Here is a 17395-nt window from a genome sequence, read left to right as displayed (position 1 = left end):
ATTAGCCGCCGAGGATTGAGCCGAGCCAGTCGCTGACCGCCTCGGGCATCGCGGTGACCCGGCCCGGCCACGGACCGGTGGCGAAGCCGACATGACCGCCTTGCTCGGGCTGCCATAGCGTCACCATCGCGCCGGCTTCGTCCGGGGTCGGCAGCGAGGCGGCCGGCACGAACGGATCGTTGCGCGCGTTCACCACCAGCGCCGGGATCTTGATCGTGTGCAGATGCGGCTTGGAGGAGGCGCGGGTCCAGTAGTCGTCGACGCCGGCGAAGCCGTGCAGCGGCGCAGTGAAGGCGTCGTCGAATTCGCGCAAGGTCGTGGCACGCTGAACCCGTTCGCGATCGAACAGTCCGGGGTGCTGCTGCCATTTCGCCAGCGCATTCGGGATCATCGTGCGCAGGAAGTGCCGGGTGTAGAGCAGGCGGTTGATGCCGCTGTCGATCGCTGCACCGGCGGCCACGAGATCGAGCGGCGCTGAGACCGCCGCCACTGCGCGTGCGATCTCTGCAGCGCCGCTGCCGGCTTCTTCGGCCCAGCGCAGCAGCGCGTTGCCGCCGAGCGAGACCCCGGCGGCGAGTACCGGCGCGTCGGCGCGGTCGCGAATTCGCGCCAGCAGCCAGCCGACTTCCTGAAAGTCGCCGGAGTGGTACGAGCGTGGCGCCAAATTGAGTTCGCCCGAGCAGCCGCGGAAATGCGGGATCGACAGCCGCCAGCCGCGCGCCACAGCGCCCTGCGCGAACGCGATCGCGTAGCGGCTCGTCGACGATCCTTCGAGTCCGTGAAACAGCACCAGCCACGGCGCATGATCGGGCCCCGGCAGATGATCGATGTCGATGAAGTCGCCGTCGGGCGCCCGCCAGCGTTCGCGGATGAGCTTGATGGCTTGCGAGGCCCGCGGCTGCGCGAACAGCGTCGGCCAGATGGTTTGCAGATGGCCGCCGGGCAACCACCACGGCGCGCGATAGGATCGCAGGTCAGTCATGTCGAGCAGAATCGAAGGAGGGATGAATACACACAAAGCTAGGACGAGCGACACGCAGCTATCCACCGCGATGGTGTCCACTGCAACCGAGCGCGTCAACATCGCATTGGCGTTGCATTTGCAACTAGCGTTTTGCGATGGCCGCATATGTCGCAGTTGTTGTCGGGCCGGCATCGCCCTAAGCTGATCTCCATAACGACAAGCGATCGAAGCCGAAGCAGCCGGATCGCCCCTATGAGGAAATCGCCATGAAGGTCGCCGACCCAGCTCCCTTCCGCAACCTGTCGCCCGACGAGTTGGAATGGCTCGCCGCCGCCGAATGGGCACACGCCGAATCCCTCAGCGACACGCCGAAGGGATTGGTGATGCAGTCAGCTACCGAGATGCACGCCCGCGCCAAGCTGAAGCGCATGCTGCTCAGTCAGGTTCCGACCAAGCATTAGCGAAATCCATCACGTGCACACTTGACCTGCTCGAACTGGCGGGCGCAGATCGGAGGCGATGACCGTCGCCGCGCACACCGCCTGTCCGCCCGGCCCCGGCGCCTATGTGGTGGCGATCGCGGTCGCGGCGCCACTCGCGGTCCGGCTCGGCGGCGGGGTATCTGCCCGGCTCAGGCCGGGCCGCTATCTGTATTGCGGGTCGGCCTATGGGCCGGGCGGTCTGCCGGCGCGGCTCGGCCGGCATTTCCGCAAGGACAAATCGATCCGCTGGCACGTCGATCAATTGACCACGGCCGGCGAGGTCAGAGGCGCCTGGGCGATCCCGGGCGGCGACGAATGCGAGATGGTGGCACGGCTTGGGTTTCTCCCGCTGCCGATCGAGGGATTCGGCGCCAGTGACTGCGCGCACTGCCGCAGTCACCTGCTGCGCTGGCCGTCGCGCGTATCAGCGCGCGCCATTCGTGCCGCGCTCGCCGCGGACGGCGAACCGCCGGTGTGGCTACGGGGAAGCGCTACGCGCCGGTCTCCCGCCTGATCCAGCCGAGATATTTCTCGGCGCCCGCGGTCACCGGGAGCTGGATGATCTCCGGGGTATCGTAGGAGTGCAGCGAGGTGATCAGGTCGCGCAAGGCAGCGAATTTCGCCGGCAGGGTCTTGAACAACAGCAGTTGCTCGGTGTCGCTGGTGATCTTGCCGTCCCACCAATAGTGGCTGGTGATGGCCTGGATTTGGACGCAGGCGGCGAGCCGGGCCTCGAGTGTTGCGACTGCCAAGCGTTCCGCTTCCTCCTTGCTCGGCGCGGTGACCATAACCACGCAGGCCTCGCCCTGATCCATCGCGTCGCTCCTTGGCTTCGATTTGATCCGACGCGTTGCAGGCCGCGCCGGTTGTTTGCTAGGCGCAAGTGGTTCCCAGTCAGCTTCGGAAGGTCCGTCATGCCGATTTACGGCTTCGTCTGCAACAAATGCGGTCACCAGTTCGAGACCCTGCTGTTCTCCGGTGACACCGCGGTGTGTCCGGCCTGCGAAAGCACCAGCCTCGACCAGCAATTGTCGCTGATCGCCAAGCCGGCCAAGGGCGGGCCGGAAGCTCCGATGTGCGACGGCAAGGGTGGCTGCGGCGGCTGCTGCATGCCGGACGTCTGCGCATAGGACTGCGGCCTCACTGCCTGCCACCGCGACCGTTCCGCAAGGAACGATCGCGCGTCTCGCGTCGTTTGCCCGCCAACGAGCACTCTTTCGAGGCAGGCGAGACATGACGCAGATTTCCCGGACCTTCGACAGCGCCGCACAGGCCAAGGCCGCAGTCGCCGAACTGAAGCAGGAAGGCTTGCACCGGGTCGAACTGATCGAGGTGCCCGACCGCCGCGGCCCGAGCGGCGGCGGCGCGGTGGTGCGGGTCGAGCCGCCGTTCGGTTCGGCGCTGGCCGCCACGGCCATTCTGGATCGCCATCGCGGCAAGGAGGCCGCAGCCGGCGCAGCGAAACCGCAACCCGTTCCGGCAGCCTCGCCGCCGCAGCAGCCGGCGAAGGCGGACACTCCGTCGGCGCCCGGCCCCACCAGACAAGCCGCCCCGTCTGCTGCGGCGCCGTCGCGCGCCCCGTCGCCCCAGGAACCGCGTCAGGAATTGCGCACCGGCCCGCGGACCCTGTCGGAATGGCTCGGCATTCCGCTACTGATCGACTCCAACACGTTCTTCTCGGGCTTCCCGCTGCTGCTGCGGCCATCCCGCAAGACGCCGACAGCGAAGCCCGAGTGATCGGGCGGATTTGCCGCCAGAATCTGGCGGTGCCGCCGCTTCCGTCTGTCTGTCGGGCTTGCTAGCATCCGGCCGCCACGCCGATCGGCGAGGACCACGACATCAGCGACCCGATGACGTGCCCTGCGCGCCAGCCGGCGTGCGGCGCGCGCATGCGGCAGGAGTGCAGGCCATGAAGCTCACCAGTCCCGACATCGCCGAAGGCGCCACCATTGCGCACGAGCAATTGTTCAACAGCTTCGGCTGTACCGGCGCCAACGTGTCGCCGGCCCTGAGCTGGAGCGATGCGCCGGCCGGAACCAAGAGTTTCGCGGTGACGATGTACGATCCCGATGCACCGACCGGCAGCGGCTGGTGGCACTGGGTGGTTTTCAATATTCCGGCCACGACGACGTCGCTGCCGAAAGGCGCGGGCGATGTCGCGAAGGGGTTGATGCCCGAAGGCGCGATCCAGGGGCTGACGGATTTCGGCGTGCCCGGTTACGGTGGTCCATGCCCGCCGCCGGGCGACAAGCCGCATCGCTATCAGATCACCGTGTTTGCGGTCGACGTCGAAAAGCTGCCGAACGCCGGCGCGGCCGCGATGCCGGCGCTGGTCGGTTTCGATCTCAATTTCCACACCCTGGCAAAGGCGACGATCACCGGTCTGTTCGGACGCTGAGTCCCGGACGTTCAGCCCGGGATCTCGCCCCCGTCGCGAAGATGGCCGATTCGGTCTGCCATCTGTCGCGGCGGGCGTGGTCGGGGATCGTACCCGGCGGCGCTGGCGTTGTGATTAGTTGCTGGCTTCGGCGCTCTGCGGCGCACGCCGCGCCGGCATTGATGCAGCGCCCGCCGAGACGCAAGGGATCGGGCGCCACGAGCCATCGGGCGCGCGCTCATACGACGTGCATCCCGAGCTGGCTGCGGTTTCGCTGGCGTTACGCTGGTCCTGCTGGCCGCGAGCCAGTGCCGGTGCGGCAGCGAAGCTCGACGCGATCAACGCACCGGCAACCACAGCAGTCGTCAAAGAGTTGATCATTCGCATGTCCGGTCCTCCATTTTCGGAAACGCGGACGGAGTCCTGACGGGCGAATGTGACGATTTCTTGCAAATTGTGGCTGTTGCCGCGATCTTGCCTTAACGATCCGCAAACGGCGTCATCGTGAGTACGTTCACGCACATTGATGCAGGATTTCAGCGCGACAACACGATCCGGCCCGCTGCGGTGCGGTCCTGCCAATGATGCCGCACCAGTTCGGGATCGACGTGATGCTCGACCGGCCAGCCGACGCACAGATAGGCGATGAACTTCCAGTCCGATGGAACTTCGAGATCGGTGCAGATCGACTGCGGATCGAGGATCGACACCCAGCCCACCCCGAGCCCGAGCGTCCGCGCGGCGAGCCAGAAGGTCTCGATCATCGCCACAACGGAATAATCCAGCGCTTCGGGCATGGTCTGGCGGCCGACGCCGAGGCCCTGTGCGGTCGCGCGATCGCAGAACAGCGCGAACTGCCGCGGCGCGACGTCGATGCCTTCGAGTTTGAGTTTAGCGTACAGCGCCGCACGGTCGCCCTGATACGCGCTCGCTGCCACCTCGTTGCAGCGCAGGAAGTTGGCGCGGATCCGCGCCCGCGTCTCGGCCGAGTCGACGCTGATCCAGCGCCAAGGCTGGCTGTTGCCGACCGAGGGGGCAAGCTGGGCCAGATCGAGCAGTTGTTCGATCAGCTCCGGCGCCACGGAATCGGTCTTGAAGCGGCGGACGTCGCGGCGCCACGCGATCAGTTCGGCGAATTTGTCGCGAAACGCTTCATCGAACACCGGCGGATTGGCGTTGGCGGCGGCGATCTCGGCCGGATCGGTCATCGCCACCAGTCTGTTCAGCGTCGAGCTCATAGTTTGCCTGCGAGCACGTCGGAGAGATCGGCGACGTCGGTGAGCAGCCGCGAAGCGGCGCGCAGCAGCGGCACCGCAAGGATCGCCCCGGTGCCTTCGCCGAGCCGCAGCCGCAGATCGAGCAGCGGCGCGGCATCCATCGCCTGCAGCGCGAGATCGTGGCCGCGCTCGGCGGAGCGGTGGGCGAATACGCAATAGTCGCGGGCTTCCGGCGCCAGCCGCACCGCGACCAGCGCCGCGGCGGTGGCGATGAAGCCGTCGACGATCACCGGACGGCGCTGGGCGGCGGCGCCCAGCACCGCGCCGGCCATCATGGCGATCTCCAGCCCGCCGAATTCGGCCAGCACTTCGAGCGGTGCGGTGGCGGTGCTGCGCATCGCCGCCTTTTCGATCGCCGCCTTCTTCTTGACCATCCCGTCGGCGTCCTGGCCGGCGCCGATGCCGATGCTCTGGTCGAGCGGGGCCGGACCGAGCCGATGCAGCAGCAACGACGATGAAGCCGTATTGCCGATCCCCATTTCGCCGAGCGCGATCACGTCCGCGCCCGCAGCGATCTCGGCACGCGCCAGCTCGGCGCCGCGATCGAGCGCCTGGCAGGCCTCCGCGATGCTCATCGCCGGCTGACGCGCCGCGTTGGCTGTTCCCATCCGGATCTTGGCGTCGATCAGGTCGGGATGTTTCGGCAGTTGGGCGGCGACGCCGGCATCGATCACCCGGACATCGACATGGTTGGCCGCCGCGAACGCATTGGCGGTGGCCTTGCCGGCCAGATAGGTCATCACCATCGCCACCGTCACGGCGGACGGATATTGCGACACGCCTTCTTCGGTCAGGCCGTGGTCGCCGGCGAACACCATCAGCACCGCGTTGTCGGCGCGCGGCGGCTGCGGATGTCGCATCAAAGCCAGCTCGATCGCGAGGTCTTCGATCCGCCCGAGCGAGCCGAGCGGTTTGGCCTTGCCGTCCACCCGCGCCCGCAAGGTTGCTTTCAGCGTCGGGTCGACCGGGGTGATCGAGGGCGGCTGCCAAGTGACGAGGGTGTCGGTCGGCATCGGATGGTCCTTTGGTTCGGCAAGGCGCGCAACTGACGTAACCGCGCAAGCCCGGTCAACACCACCTTCGCGTTGTTGACCCGCAACAGCGTCGCAGCTAGCGTGCGCCGCGATGGTCCTTCCGTAAGGAAGGTGAAAAGGGAAGCCGGTGGGAGACGCGGTGCGTCTCGATCCCGGAGCTGCCCCCGCAACTGTAAGCGACGAGCCATCGCCGAGGCCACTGGGAAATCCTGGGAAGGCGGCGAATGGCGGCGACTCGCGAGCCAGGAGACCTGCCATCGCGTATTGTGCTTTGAAGGCGTCGTCGGGGCGGGGTGCACCGGACGGAAGCAGTGCGGACGGCAAAGGCCTCTCCCGCGCGTTCCGACAAAGCTCGATAGCTGACGCGATGATTCGAGCCCGATGGATTCCGAGCCCCATGCCGATGTGAGCGCCGATCCGCCGCGCGTGCTGCCTGGCGCGCCGGTGATGGTCAGCGTCTGCACCACCTGCAAGACGATCGACGGCGTCGCCGTCGGTGCGCCGATGCTGGAGGCGGTCCGCGCCGCGCTGGCGGACGCCGGTTCGGTGCAGGTGCGCGCCGTGCAGTGTCTGTCCGCGTGCAAGCGCGCTGCGACCGTCGCGGTGTCGAGTGCGGGCGGCTACACCTTCGTGTTCGGCGATCTCGACGGTACCAGCGGCGCCGACGCGGTGGCGGCGTTCGTCGCCTCCTATCAAGACAGTCACTACGGTCTGGTGCCGTGGCGGCAGCGACCTGAAGTCCTGCGCAAGGGCACCGTCGTCCGCCTGCCGCCGCCGCAATGGACTCCCGACGATGGGCGGGCGCCGGCATGAGCGCGCTGATCTCCACCCTGGTGCTTGGCGGCGCGCGCTCCGGCAAATCGGTGTTCGGCGAACGGCTGGTCGCCGAGAGCGGCTTGGCCAGGATCTATCTCGCGACCGCCACCGCCAGCGACGACGAAATGTCCGATCGCATCGCGCATCACCGCGCCCGCCGCGGCGAGGGCTGGACCACGATCGAGGAGCCGCTCGGCTTGGTCGATGCGCTGACCCAGCACGCTGGCCGCGGCCGCGCGGTGCTGGTCGATTGCCTGACGCTGTGGCTGTTCAACCTGATGGAAGCCGGTCGCGATCCCGAGGTCGAGGCGAGGCGGCTGGCGCGCTTTCTCGGCGTCGCCGCCGGCCCGATCGTGCTCGTCTCCAACGAAGTCGGCCTCGGCCTAGTGCCGGAGACGCCGCTCGGCCGCGCCTTCCGCGACGCGCAAGGCCGCCTCAATCAGACTATCGCTGCCGCCGTGCCCAACGTCGCCTTCATCGCCGCCGGCCTGCCGCTGTGGCTGAAACGCCAGACAGGAGAGTAGTTCATGACCGCTCGCGTTCCCGTCACGGTGCTCACCGGTTTTCTTGGCGCCGGCAAGACTACGCTGCTGCGCGCGCTGCTCAATCAGTCGAGCGGCCGCCGCATCGCGGTGATCGTCAATGAATTCGGCGATGCCGGTTTCGACGGCTCGCTGGTCGAGGATTGCGGCGCGTCGGTGTGCGCACCGGGCGACATCGTCGAGCTGACCAACGGCTGCATCTGCTGCACCGTGGCCGATGATTTCATCCCGACCATGGAGAAGCTGCTGAACCGAGACACGCCGCTCGACGCGATCGTGATCGAGACCTCCGGACTGGCGTTGCCGCAGCCTCTCCTCAAGGCGTTCGCCTGGCCGGCGGTGAAGACCCGCGCCACCGCCGACGGCGTCGTCACGGTGGTCGACGCGCTGGCGCTCAGCGAAGGCCGGGTGCCGCTCGACGACGATGCGGTGAAGGCGCAGCGCGACGCCACGCATGACGACCCGATCGAGGAAGTGTTCGAGGATCAGCTCGCCTGTGCCGATCTGGTGGTGCTGTCGAAGAGCGATCTGGTCGCTCCCGACGAGCTCGCCGCGCTCGAAGCCAAGCTGGCGAGCCGGGTGCGGCCGAACGTCCGCATCGTGCGCTCGCACGGCACGCTGGCGCCGTCGGTGCTGATCGGGCTCGATGCCGAAGCCGAGAATGATCTCGCGTCCCGCGCCGGCCATCACGCCGAAGGCGAGGAACACGATCACGATGATTTCGACTCGTTGGTGATTACCCCACAGCCGGCGGAGACGCTCGACGCCATGAAGGCCCGCGTCGGCGATGCGCTCGGGCTTGAGGGCGTGCTGCGCGTCAAGGGCCATGCCCGTGTCGCCGGCAAGCCGGCCCCGGTCGTGGTGCAGGCGGTCGGCTCGCGCATCGATCTCGCCTTCGCCCGCCCCGATGCTGAGCGTCCCGACCATCTGGTGGTAATCGGCCTCAAAGGCTTCGACGCCGCCGCCGCGCGGCGCGCACTGGCGGGTTAGCCCTATGCCCCTCCCCGTCATTGCGAGGAGCGAAGCGACGAAGCAATCCAGGAGCTCCGGACCGGGAGCTGGATTGCTGCGCTTCGCTCGCAGTGACGTTGAGAGGTCGGTCGTGCAGCAACGGTGCTGCAGATGCACCTGAAGCTCGACACCAGCGTCAGCATCGACGACGGCGACGTTGCACGCGATCTCGGGCAAGCGACGGCCGATATCGTGGTGCTGTCGGCGGCCGACAGCGATCTCGCCGCGTTCGGCGCGGCGCGCGCCGCGATGCCGGACGACTATCCGACCCTCCAGCTCACCAATTTCCTGGCGCTCGGCCATCCGGCTTCGGTTGATCTGTATGTCGAGCGCACGCTGGCGAAGGCCAAGCTGGTCATCCTGCGAATGCTCGGCGGCGAAGCCTATTGGCCGCACGGCGTCGACAGCCTGCGGCGCGACGCGCTGGCTCGCGGCGCGCAGTTCGTCTGCGTTCCGGGCGAGATGGAGTGGAACGCGGAGCTGGCGGCGCGCAGCACCGCCGATCTCGACGACGCCCACGCGCTGTGGCGCTATTGCAGCGAGGGCGGCACCGACAACATCCGCCTGGCGCTGCGCTACGCCGCATGGATGATCCTGCGCGACGACTGCCCGCCGCCGCCGCGGCCGATGCCGGCCGCCGGGTTCTGGCCGGCCGAGTCTCGGTCCTCGCAAGGCCGACGCGCGCTGGTGATCTTCTATCGGGCCCTGGCGGCGAGCGGCGACACCGCGGCGATTGCGGCGCTACGCGATGCGCTGGCCGCGCGTGGGCTCGATCCTGTTTGCATCTTCGTCACCAGCCTTAAGGACGCGCGCTCGATCGCGTTCCTGCGCAGCGTGCTGGCGGCGACGCCGCCGGAGGTCATCGTCAATGCCACGGCGTTCGCGACCGCCACCGCGACCGACGAATCCGGCGTGCTGGCGTCTGCCGATTGTCCGATTCTGCAGGTGGCGCAGGCCGGGGTGACGCGCGAGCATTGGGAGCAATCCGGCCGCGGTCTCAATCCGCGCGACCTCGCCATGCATGTCGTGCTGCCCGAGGTCGATGGCCGTGTCTTCGCCGGCGCGGTGGCGTTCAAGCAGCGCGGCGGCGACGCCGAATTCGCTCCCACCGTGTATCAGCCGCTGCAGGACCGGATCGACGCGGTGGCGGACCTGGCGCAGGCCTGGGTGCGGCTGCGGCACCTGACGCGCGACCGGCGCCGCGTCGCCATCGCGCTCGCCAACTATCCGAACCGCGACGGCCGGCTCGGCAACGGGGTCGGCCTCGATACGCCGCAATCGCTGCAGGATCTGCTGGTCACGTTGCGGGCCGAGGGCTACGCCACCGGGGAACTCCCGGCCGATACCGCAGCGCTGATGGAGCGGTTGCAGAGCGGCCCGACCAACGAGCTGGACGACCGTGCCACGCGGGTCGGAGGTGTGAGCTGGCCGGTGGCAGACTATGCGGCGGCGTTCGCCGAACTGCCGCAGGCGGTGCGCGAGGCGGTGACTACGCGGTGGGGCGCGCCGGAGCACGATCCGCATGTCGCGTACGGCGCTTTCCGTCTCGGCCTGCATCGCTTCGGCAACATCCTGGTCGGCGTGCAGCCGGCGCGCGGCTATGCGATCGATCCGAAATCCAGCTTCCATGATCCGGAGCTGCCGCCGCCGCACCACTACGTGGCGTTCTATCTGTGGCTGCGGCAGGCATTTGGCGCCGATGCGGTGATTCATCTCGGCAAGCACGGCAATCTCGAATGGCTGCCGGGCAAGAGCGCCGGGCTGTCCCGCGACTGTTTTCCCACCGCGCTGCTCGGGCCGCTGCCGCATCTCTATCCGTTCATCGTCAACGATCCCGGCGAGGGCATCCAGGCCAAGCGGCGCACCGCCGCGGTGATCGTCGATCATCTCACGCCGCCGATGACCCGCGCCGAACTGCACGACGAGATGGCGCGGCTGGAAGCGCTGGTCGACGAATATGCGATGGCGGCCGATCTCGATCCGACGCGCGCGGACGCGATTGCTGAGGACATCATCTCGCTGGCGCGGGCGACGCGGCTCGATGAAGATGTCGCGATCGACCGTGATACCGCGACGCTCGACGCACTGCGGGCGATCGACGCGCATCTGTGCGATCTGAAGGAAATGCAGATCCGCGACGGCCTGCACGTGTTCGGCCGTTCGCCGCTGGCCGCGCAGCGCGATGAGCTGCTGGTGTCGATCGCGCGGCTGCCGCGTTCCGAGCTGAAGCCACAGGACGCGTCGCTGCATCGCGCGCTAGCGCGCGACCTCGGACTAATCAACCCCGACGGTACCGAATTCGATCCGCTGACCCGCGATCTGGCTGCGCCCTATGCCGGCCCGCGCCCAGCCATCCTCGCCGCGCTGAGCGATCGGCCGTGGCGGACGAGTGGCGACACCGTCGAGCGCCTCGAAGCGCTCGCGTTGCGGCTGGTGGCGGGCGACTCTGCGTCCTCCGAATGGCCCCAAGCGGGCCCGGTGCTCGACTGGATCGCGACGTCACTCCGCCCGGCGATCGAGGCGTCCGGCGGTGCCGAGCGCGACGCGCTGCTGCGCGGGCTCGACGGGCGGTTCATTCGGCCGGGGCCGTCCGGCGCGCCGACCCGCGGTCGTCCCGATGTACTGCCGACCGGGCGCAATTTCTTCGCGGTCGATGTTCGCGCGGTGCCGACGCCGTCGGCGTGGCGGATCGGCCAGCTCGCCGCCGAGCGGCTGATCGAATCCTATTGGCAGGAAGCCGGCGAATGGCCGCGCTCGATCGCGCTTTCGGCGTGGGGCACCGCCAATATGCGCACCGGCGGCGACGACGTGGCGCAGGCGCTGGCGCTGATCGGCGCGCGGCCGACCTGGGAGGACGCCACCGGCCGCGTCACCGGTTTTGCGATCGTGCCGCTGTCGGAGCTGCGCCGGCCACGTGTCGACGTCACGTTCCGCGTCTCCGGGCTGTTCCGCGACGCCTTCCCGGTGCAGATGGATCTGATCGCCAGCGCGGTGGCGGCGGTGGCGGCGCTCGACGAACCTGCCGACGCCAATCCGATCGCCGCGCAGGTGCGGGCCCGCAGCGAACAATTAGTTCGCGCTGGCGTCGATCCCGAGCTGGCGACCAAACAGGCCGGCGCGCGGGTGTTCGGCGCGAGGCCCGGCGCTTACGGAGCCGGGCTGCAGGCGATGATCGACGACGGCGGCTGGAATAGCCGCGATGATCTCGCGGGCGCCTACCTCGCTTGGGGCGGCTATGCCTATGGGGCAGGGCAGGAGGGGGCCGAGGCGCGTGACGAATTCGCGGCGCGGCTGACGCAGATCGATCTGGTGGCGCAGGCGCAGGACAATCGCGAGCACGACATTCTCGATTCCGACGATTACTACCAGTTCATCGGCGGCCTGTCCGCGACGGTCGAAAACCTGCGTGGACAGGCGCCGCGGATCGCCCATGTCGACACGTCGCGGCCCGAAGCGCCGCTGCCGCGGACGCTGGCGCACGAGATCTCGCGCGTGGTCCGGGGCCGCGCCGCTAATCCCAAGTGGATTCAGGGCGTGATGCGCCACGGCTACAAGGGCGCCTCCGAGATTGCCGCCACGGTGGACTATCTGTTCGGCTTCGCGGCCTCGACCGACGCCGTCGGCAACCGCCATTTCGATTTGCTGTTCGCCGCCTATCTCGAGGACGATGCCGTGCGCCAGTTTCTGCAGGACGCCAATCCGGCGGCGCTGCGCGACATCGTGGCGCGGTTCGACGAGGCGATCCGGCGCGGGCTGTGGATGCCGCGCTCTAACCGCGCCGCCGATCTACTCGCCGAATTTCTCACTCCGAAGGAAGCTGCATGACCGATCCATTGTCCGACCGCGATGAAAACGCCCGCCACGCCGAGAAGGCGAAGAAGCGGAAGGCCGCGCACGACAAGAAGCTGTCAGGCATGACCGACAGCAAGGGCCTGATCATCGTTCACACCGGCACCGGCAAGGGTAAGACCTCGGCGGCGCTCGGCATGGTGTTCCGCCACATCGGCCACGGCATGCCGGTCGGCGTGGTGCACTTCACCAAGTCGGAGAAATGGAACACCGGCGAGGCCAAGCTGCTGGCGAAATTTCCCGAGCTGGCGACGCTGCACATCATGGGCGAGGGCTTCACCTGGGAAACCCAGGACCGCGAACGCGACATCGCCGCGGCGCGCGCCGGCTGGGACCGCGCCAGGGAGTTGATCCGCGACGATCGTCATCGCATGGTGCTGCTCGACGAATTGAACATCGTGCTGCGCTACGACTATCTGCCGATCGAGGAAATCGTCGCGGTGCTGCTCGACGAGAAACCGGCCGACAAGCACGTCGTGATCACCGGCCGCAACGCCCACCCGGCGTTGATCGAAATTGCCGACCTGGTGACCGAAATGACTCTGGTGAAGCACCCGTTCCGTTCCGGCGTGAAGGCGCAGAAGGGTGTGGAGTTTTGATGCCGACCTCAGCGTTTGTCATTCCGGGGCGCCGCGCAGCGGCGAACCCGGAATCTCGACATTTTAAAACACCTCGGGATTCCGGGTTCGCGCCTGTCGGCGCGCCCCGGAATGACGGCCAAGTGGTGAGCAAGGCGCGATGACTGTGACCCCCGCCCTGATGATCCAGGGCACCTGCTCCAATGCCGGCAAGTCGACGTTGGTGGCGGGGCTGTGCCGGGCGCTGGTGCGGCGGGGGCTGAAGGTCGCGCCGTTCAAGCCGCAGAACATGTCGAACAACGCCGCAGTGACAGTCGATGGCGGCGAGATCGGCCGGGCGCAGGCGGTGCAGGCGCGCGCCGCGAAGCTGCCGCCCACCGTGCACATGAACCCGGTGCTGCTGAAGCCGGAGACCGACACCGGCGCGCAGGTGATCGTGCAAGGCAAGCGTTTCGGCCGGCTCGGCGCGCAGCACTTCCTCGACAAGAAAGCGGCGCTGCTGCCGCACGTGCTCGACAGCTTCGCGCATCTGGCGCGCGAGGCCGACATCGTTCTGGTCGAAGGCGCCGGCTCGCCGGCCGAAATCAACCTCCGCGCTGGCGATATCGCCAATATGGGTTTCGCGCAGGCCGCGAACGTGCCGGTGGTGATCGCCGGCGATATCGAACGCGGCGGCGTGATCGCGAGCCTCGCCGGCACGCATCTGGTGCTCGACGAGGCCGAGCGGGCGCTGATGCAGGGCTATCTGATCAACAAATTCCGCGGCGACGTGCGGCTGTTCGACCATGGCCTGACGGCGATCACCGAGCTGACCGGCTGGCCGTCGCTCGGCGTGGTGCCGTGGCTGCCGTCCGCCGCCTTGCTACCTGCCGAGGACGCGGTCGATCTCGACCGGGCGCAGGCCTCGGCGGCAAAGCGCATCATCGCCGTGCCGATGCTGGCGCGGATCGCCAATTTCGACGATCTCGATCCGCTCGGGATGGAGCCCGGCGTCAAGCTGGTGTTCGTGCCGCCGGGCACGCCGATCCCGGCTGAGGCCGACGTGGTGATCATTCCCGGCAGCAAGTCGACGATCGGTGATCTTGCGTTTCTGCGTGCACAGGGCTGGGATATCGATATCGCCGCGCATGTCCGCCGCGGCGGGCATCTGCTCGGGCTGTGCGGCGGCTATCAGATGCTCGGGCGCAGCATCGCGGATCCGGACGGCGTCGATGGCGCGTCCGGCACGGTCGAAGGGCTCGGTCTGCTCGACACGGTCACCATCATGCGGGGCGACAAGTCGACCACGCTTGTCCGCGGCGCTCATGTTGCCACCGGCGCGCCGGTCGATGGCTACGAGATTCATCTCGGCCGCACCGAGGGACCGGACTGCGCGCGGCCGGTGGTGACGATCGGCGGCCGGCCGGATGGCGCGATCTCGCGCGACGGCCGGGTGCAGGGCACTTATTTGCACGGCCTGTTTACCAACGACGAGTTTCGTCGTGCCTGGCTCGCCGGTCTCGGCATCGCCTCGCAGCTCGCTTACGAATCCCAGATCGAAGCCGCTCTCGATGCGCTGGCCGATCATCTCGAAGCGCATCTCGACGTCGAGCGGATGATTGCAATCGCGCGCAGCCGTCAGAGCACCAATGCCAGCGCCGCGTAGATCGCCGCCTGCAGAGCACAGGCTGCGATCATCACCCGCAGTGCGCGGCCGATATCGGCCGGCGTCGCCTCGCTGCGCGCTTCGGCGTTGAGATAAGGATCGTCCGTGATCTTGCCGCCGTAGCTGCGCGGGCCGGCGAGCGCGACGCCGATCGCCGCAGCCATCGCCGATTCCGGCCAGCCGGCATTGGGCGAACGATGCTTGCCGGCGTCATGCCGCATCACCGTGATCGCTTGCCTGACCGAGCCGCGGACGATCGGTGCGACCAGCGCGATCAGCAGACCCGACAGCCGTGCCGGAATCAGATTCAGCACGTCGTCGAGTCGCGCTGCGGCCCAGCCGAACGAACGGTGCAGCGGCGTCAAATGGCCGATCATCGAATCGGCCGTATTGATCGTCTTGTAGATCAGCAGGCCCGGCAGCCCGAGAAGCGCCAGCCAGAACACCGGCGCGACCACGCCGTCGGAAAAATTCTCGGCACTGGATTCGATGGCGGCGCGGCAGACACCGGCTTCATCCAGCGTCTGCGGATCGCGGCCGACGATCAGTGACACTTTCTCGCGGGCTTCCTTCAGGCTGCCGGACGCGAAAGCGTCGCGGACGCGTGCGACGTGATCGTACAGGCTGCGCTGTGCGATCAGCGTCGCGGCCAGCACGGCCGCGATCACCCAGCCGCCGGGCAGTTGCTGCAGCGGCGCTTCGAGCAACATCCCGACCAGTCCTGCGACCGCGATCAGGAACAGCACCGCGACGATGCCGGCGATCTTCTTGGTCCGCTCCGACCAGTCGTCGCGATTGAGCGTGCGGTCGAGCCAGCCGATCATCGTGCCGAGCAGCACCACCGGATGCGCCAGCCGCTTCCAAAGCCAGTCAGGATCGCCGATCAGCGCGTCGAGCACGAGTGCGACCACGACGATCAGCAGCGCGTGGGAATCCAACAGCATGTCATCGCTCCACGCGGGTGAGTTCTTCGGTCAGCCGGTCGAGTGCGTCCGCGAGCATCGGCCCGCCGCACACGGTCAGCCGCTCCGGCACCGTAATGCGCTTCGACGGCGGATAGAAGCGCTGCAGCGCCGGATGCAGCACGAAGGCGCGGCCCTCGTCCTCGGCGAAATCGCTGTCGTCCGTGATCAGCAGAAAGTCCGGTCGTAGCGCCACCACCGCTTCGAGCGAGGTGAAACCGCCGTTTCTGAATCCGAGCCCGCCGGCGGCGTTGCGCAGACCGACGATGTCGAGCAGCGACGAGATCAGGCTGTCACGGCCCGACACCCAGCCGCGCCGCGCCAGCGGCAGAACGGTGAGTCGCGTCCGCGACGCGGCCTGTTTGGCGCGCGTCACCGCAGCGTCGATGCGGGTGATCGATGCCTCAGCCCGCTCAGGATGGCCCAGAAGATCGGCCATCTGCCGGATCTGCGCTTTGGACTCCTCGATCGTCTTCACCGAATCGAACTCGACGATGCGCTGGCCCATCTGCTTCAACAGCTCGCGCGTCGCGCGTTTGGTGTATCGGCCGCCGACCACGAAGTCAGGCTTCAGCATCAGCACCTCTTCGGCCTCGCCCGACAGTTGCGGAAAACGCGCCGCCGCGGCGGCGAGGAACGAGCGATCGGCATCGCGTGCATAGGGGCTCAGCCCGAGGATCTGATCGGGATCTGCGAGCGTCAGCAGCAATTGATCGGTGCAGGCGTTGATCGACACCACCTTGGGTGCCGCGGCTGCGCTCGCAGCATTTGCGACACTGGCAACTAACAGTATCATCAATCCGGCTAAAACACCGCCGAGCCTCTCGCGCTTTGGTCGCGATGGTGGCAAGACACGGTGATGAAGCACGGCGGCGATCTCACAGCGGCGATGGCACGGCACGGCGGCGATGCTGCCGACTGGCTCGATCTCTCCACTGGCATCAATCCGCGTCCCTGGCCTATCCCAGACGTTGCCGCGGATGCTTGGGAGCGTCTGCCGTCGCAGGCCGACGAGACCGCGCTGTACGACGCAGCCCGCCAAGCCTACGAGGTGCCCGATGAGTCCGGCATCGTCGCTGCCGCCGGCACCCAGGCACTGATCCAATGGCTGCCGCATCTCGCCGCACCGGGCGGCGTCGCGATCGTCGGGCCGACTTATGCGGAGCACGCCCTGGCCTGGCGTAACGCCGGGCGCGAGCTGGTCGGCGTCGCTTCGCTCGATGACATTCCGGAGCAAGCCCGCCACGCGGTGGTGGTGAATCCGAACAATCCCGACGGCCGCGTCGTCGAACCAGAGGCCTTGCGCCGCGCCGCGGCGGAACTGCGCCGGCGCGGCGGTTGGCTGGTGATCGACGAAGCCTTCGCCGATGTCGATCCGTCGTTGACTGCGGCAGCGCTCACGCCCGAGCTGCCGATCGTGGTGTTGCGCTCGTTCGGTAAATTCTACGGCCTTGCCGGCGTGCGGCTCGGATTTGCGATCGCGGGTGAGGCGACGGCGCGGCGGATCGCATTGGCGCTCGGGCCGTGGAGCTGTTCCGGGCCGGCGCTGCGGATCGGCGCCGCGGCGCTGCGCGATCGGGCCTGGGCGATCGAGACCCGCGACGAACTGCGCGAGCAGGCGGCGCGGCTCGACGAGGTGCTGCGCGGCGCCGGCCTCGACACCGTCGGCGGCACGCCGCTGTTCCGGCTGGCGCGTCACCCCGAGGCGCATCGGTTGCATGAGGTTTTGGCGGAGCAGCGGATCTGGTGTCGAAGGTTCGACTGGGCGGACGATCTGCTCAGGTTCGGCCTGCCCGCCGATACCGCCGGGCTCGATCGACTCGCCGCGGCGCTCGCCGCACCGCTGTAGTGGCGGCAC

The 17395-nt window shown here is 68.0% G+C and carries 18 protein-coding genes and 1 riboswitch; of the genes, 12 read left to right on the top strand and 6 right to left on the bottom strand.

The window, feature by feature from the left end:
* Position 1 precedes the first annotated feature (1 nt).
* On the bottom strand, positions 2-982 hold the full coding sequence (locus FLL57_RS19210; RefSeq protein ID WP_142883725.1) for a YheT family hydrolase: 981 nt from the start codon (positions 980-982) through the stop codon (positions 2-4).
* A gap of 248 nt (positions 983-1230) precedes the next feature.
* Between FLL57_RS19210 and FLL57_RS19205 the strand changes: the two genes are divergently transcribed.
* On the top strand, positions 1231-1425 hold the full coding sequence (locus tag FLL57_RS19205) for a hypothetical protein (protein ID WP_047309930.1): 195 nt from the start codon (positions 1231-1233) through the stop codon (positions 1423-1425).
* Between the two features lie 58 nt (positions 1426-1483).
* Entirely contained in the window at positions 1484-1960 is a 477-nt protein-coding gene (locus FLL57_RS19200; RefSeq protein WP_142883724.1) for a GIY-YIG nuclease family protein, read from the top strand.
* Here FLL57_RS19200 and cutA read toward each other — a convergent pair.
* A complete protein-coding gene (gene cutA, locus FLL57_RS19195; protein WP_142883723.1) occupies positions 1938-2261 on the bottom strand; it encodes a divalent-cation tolerance protein CutA in 324 nt (107 codons plus the stop codon). The two genes, FLL57_RS19200 and cutA, sit on opposite strands and share 23 nt — an antisense overlap.
* 99 nt (positions 2262-2360) lie before the next feature.
* Here cutA and FLL57_RS19190 point away from each other — a divergent pair, with 99 nt between their 5' ends.
* The 3 genes from FLL57_RS19190 (at position 2361) to FLL57_RS19180 (ending at position 3844) form a co-directional block, all read left to right on the top strand.
* Positions 2361-2576 (top strand): FmdB family zinc ribbon protein, encoded by a 216-nt coding sequence (locus FLL57_RS19190; protein WP_013500555.1) that lies wholly within the window; start codon positions 2361-2363, stop codon positions 2574-2576.
* A 103-nt stretch (positions 2577-2679) separates the two neighbouring features.
* On the top strand, positions 2680-3183 hold the full coding sequence (locus tag FLL57_RS19185; protein WP_047309927.1) for a hypothetical protein: 504 nt from the start codon (positions 2680-2682) through the stop codon (positions 3181-3183).
* Positions 3184-3355: 172 nt separating this feature from the next.
* Complete coding sequence (locus FLL57_RS19180; protein ID WP_142883722.1) at positions 3356-3844, top strand: YbhB/YbcL family Raf kinase inhibitor-like protein; 489 nt, start codon at positions 3356-3358, stop codon at positions 3842-3844.
* Between the two features lie 515 nt (positions 3845-4359).
* On the opposite strand, the gene bluB is transcribed toward FLL57_RS19180, so the two are convergent.
* Positions 4360-5031 (bottom strand): 5,6-dimethylbenzimidazole synthase, encoded by a 672-nt coding sequence (bluB, locus tag FLL57_RS19175; RefSeq protein ID WP_425327021.1) that lies wholly within the window; start codon positions 5029-5031, stop codon positions 4360-4362.
* A 26-nt stretch (positions 5032-5057) separates the two neighbouring features.
* On the bottom strand, positions 5058-6113 hold the full coding sequence (gene cobT, locus FLL57_RS19170; RefSeq protein WP_142883721.1) for a nicotinate-nucleotide--dimethylbenzimidazole phosphoribosyltransferase: 1056 nt from the start codon (positions 6111-6113) through the stop codon (positions 5058-5060).
* 96 nt (positions 6114-6209) lie between these two features.
* A riboswitch (cobalamin riboswitch) is annotated at positions 6210-6407 on the top strand.
* Positions 6408-6515: 108 nt separating this feature from the next.
* Between cobT and FLL57_RS19165 the strand changes: the two genes are divergently transcribed.
* The 6 genes from FLL57_RS19165 (at position 6516) to FLL57_RS19140 (ending at position 14575) form a co-directional block, all read left to right on the top strand.
* Positions 6516-6947: a DUF1636 domain-containing protein gene (locus FLL57_RS19165; protein ID WP_142883720.1), complete on the top strand. Its 432-nt coding sequence runs from the start codon at positions 6516-6518 to the stop codon at positions 6945-6947.
* The gene (gene cobU, locus FLL57_RS19160; RefSeq protein WP_142883719.1) at positions 6944-7474 is read left to right on the top strand and encodes a bifunctional adenosylcobinamide kinase/adenosylcobinamide-phosphate guanylyltransferase; all 531 of its coding nucleotides are present in this window, start codon (positions 6944-6946) and stop codon (positions 7472-7474) included. Before FLL57_RS19165 ends, cobU begins: the two co-directional genes overlap by 4 nt.
* 3 nt (positions 7475-7477) lie before the next feature.
* On the top strand, positions 7478-8482 hold the full coding sequence (gene cobW, locus FLL57_RS19155) for a cobalamin biosynthesis protein CobW (protein ID WP_142883718.1): 1005 nt from the start codon (positions 7478-7480) through the stop codon (positions 8480-8482).
* A gap of 132 nt (positions 8483-8614) precedes the next feature.
* Entirely contained in the window at positions 8615-12328 is a 3714-nt protein-coding gene (cobN, locus tag FLL57_RS19150; protein WP_013500563.1) for a cobaltochelatase subunit CobN, read from the top strand.
* Positions 12325-12951: a cob(I)yrinic acid a,c-diamide adenosyltransferase gene (gene cobO, locus FLL57_RS19145; protein ID WP_013500564.1), complete on the top strand. Its 627-nt coding sequence runs from the start codon at positions 12325-12327 to the stop codon at positions 12949-12951. Before cobN ends, cobO begins: the two co-directional genes overlap by 4 nt.
* A 139-nt stretch (positions 12952-13090) precedes the next feature.
* Positions 13091-14575, top strand: a complete 1485-nt coding sequence (locus tag FLL57_RS19140) for a cobyric acid synthase (protein ID WP_142883717.1) — start codon at positions 13091-13093, stop codon at positions 14573-14575.
* Here FLL57_RS19140 and cbiB read toward each other — a convergent pair.
* Both cbiB and FLL57_RS19130 read right to left on the bottom strand, forming a co-directional pair.
* Positions 14548-15519, bottom strand: a complete 972-nt coding sequence (cbiB, locus tag FLL57_RS19135) for an adenosylcobinamide-phosphate synthase CbiB (RefSeq protein WP_142883716.1) — start codon at positions 15517-15519, stop codon at positions 14548-14550. The genes FLL57_RS19140 and cbiB overlap by 28 nt on opposite strands.
* Before the next feature lies 1 nt (position 15520).
* On the bottom strand, positions 15521-16333 hold the full coding sequence (locus FLL57_RS19130; RefSeq protein WP_142883715.1) for an ABC transporter substrate-binding protein: 813 nt from the start codon (positions 16331-16333) through the stop codon (positions 15521-15523).
* Positions 16334-16396: 63 nt separating this feature from the next.
* Here FLL57_RS19130 and cobD point away from each other — a divergent pair, with 63 nt between their 5' ends.
* Positions 16397-17386: a threonine-phosphate decarboxylase CobD gene (gene cobD / locus FLL57_RS19125; protein WP_142883714.1), complete on the top strand. Its 990-nt coding sequence runs from the start codon at positions 16397-16399 to the stop codon at positions 17384-17386.
* Positions 17387-17395: the final 9 nt, after the last annotated feature.

The organism is Rhodopseudomonas palustris (assembly GCF_007005445.1).
Lineage (GTDB): Bacteria > Pseudomonadota > Alphaproteobacteria > Rhizobiales > Xanthobacteraceae > Rhodopseudomonas > Rhodopseudomonas palustris_G.
This window is presented reverse-complemented; position numbering and strand designations above follow the sequence as displayed.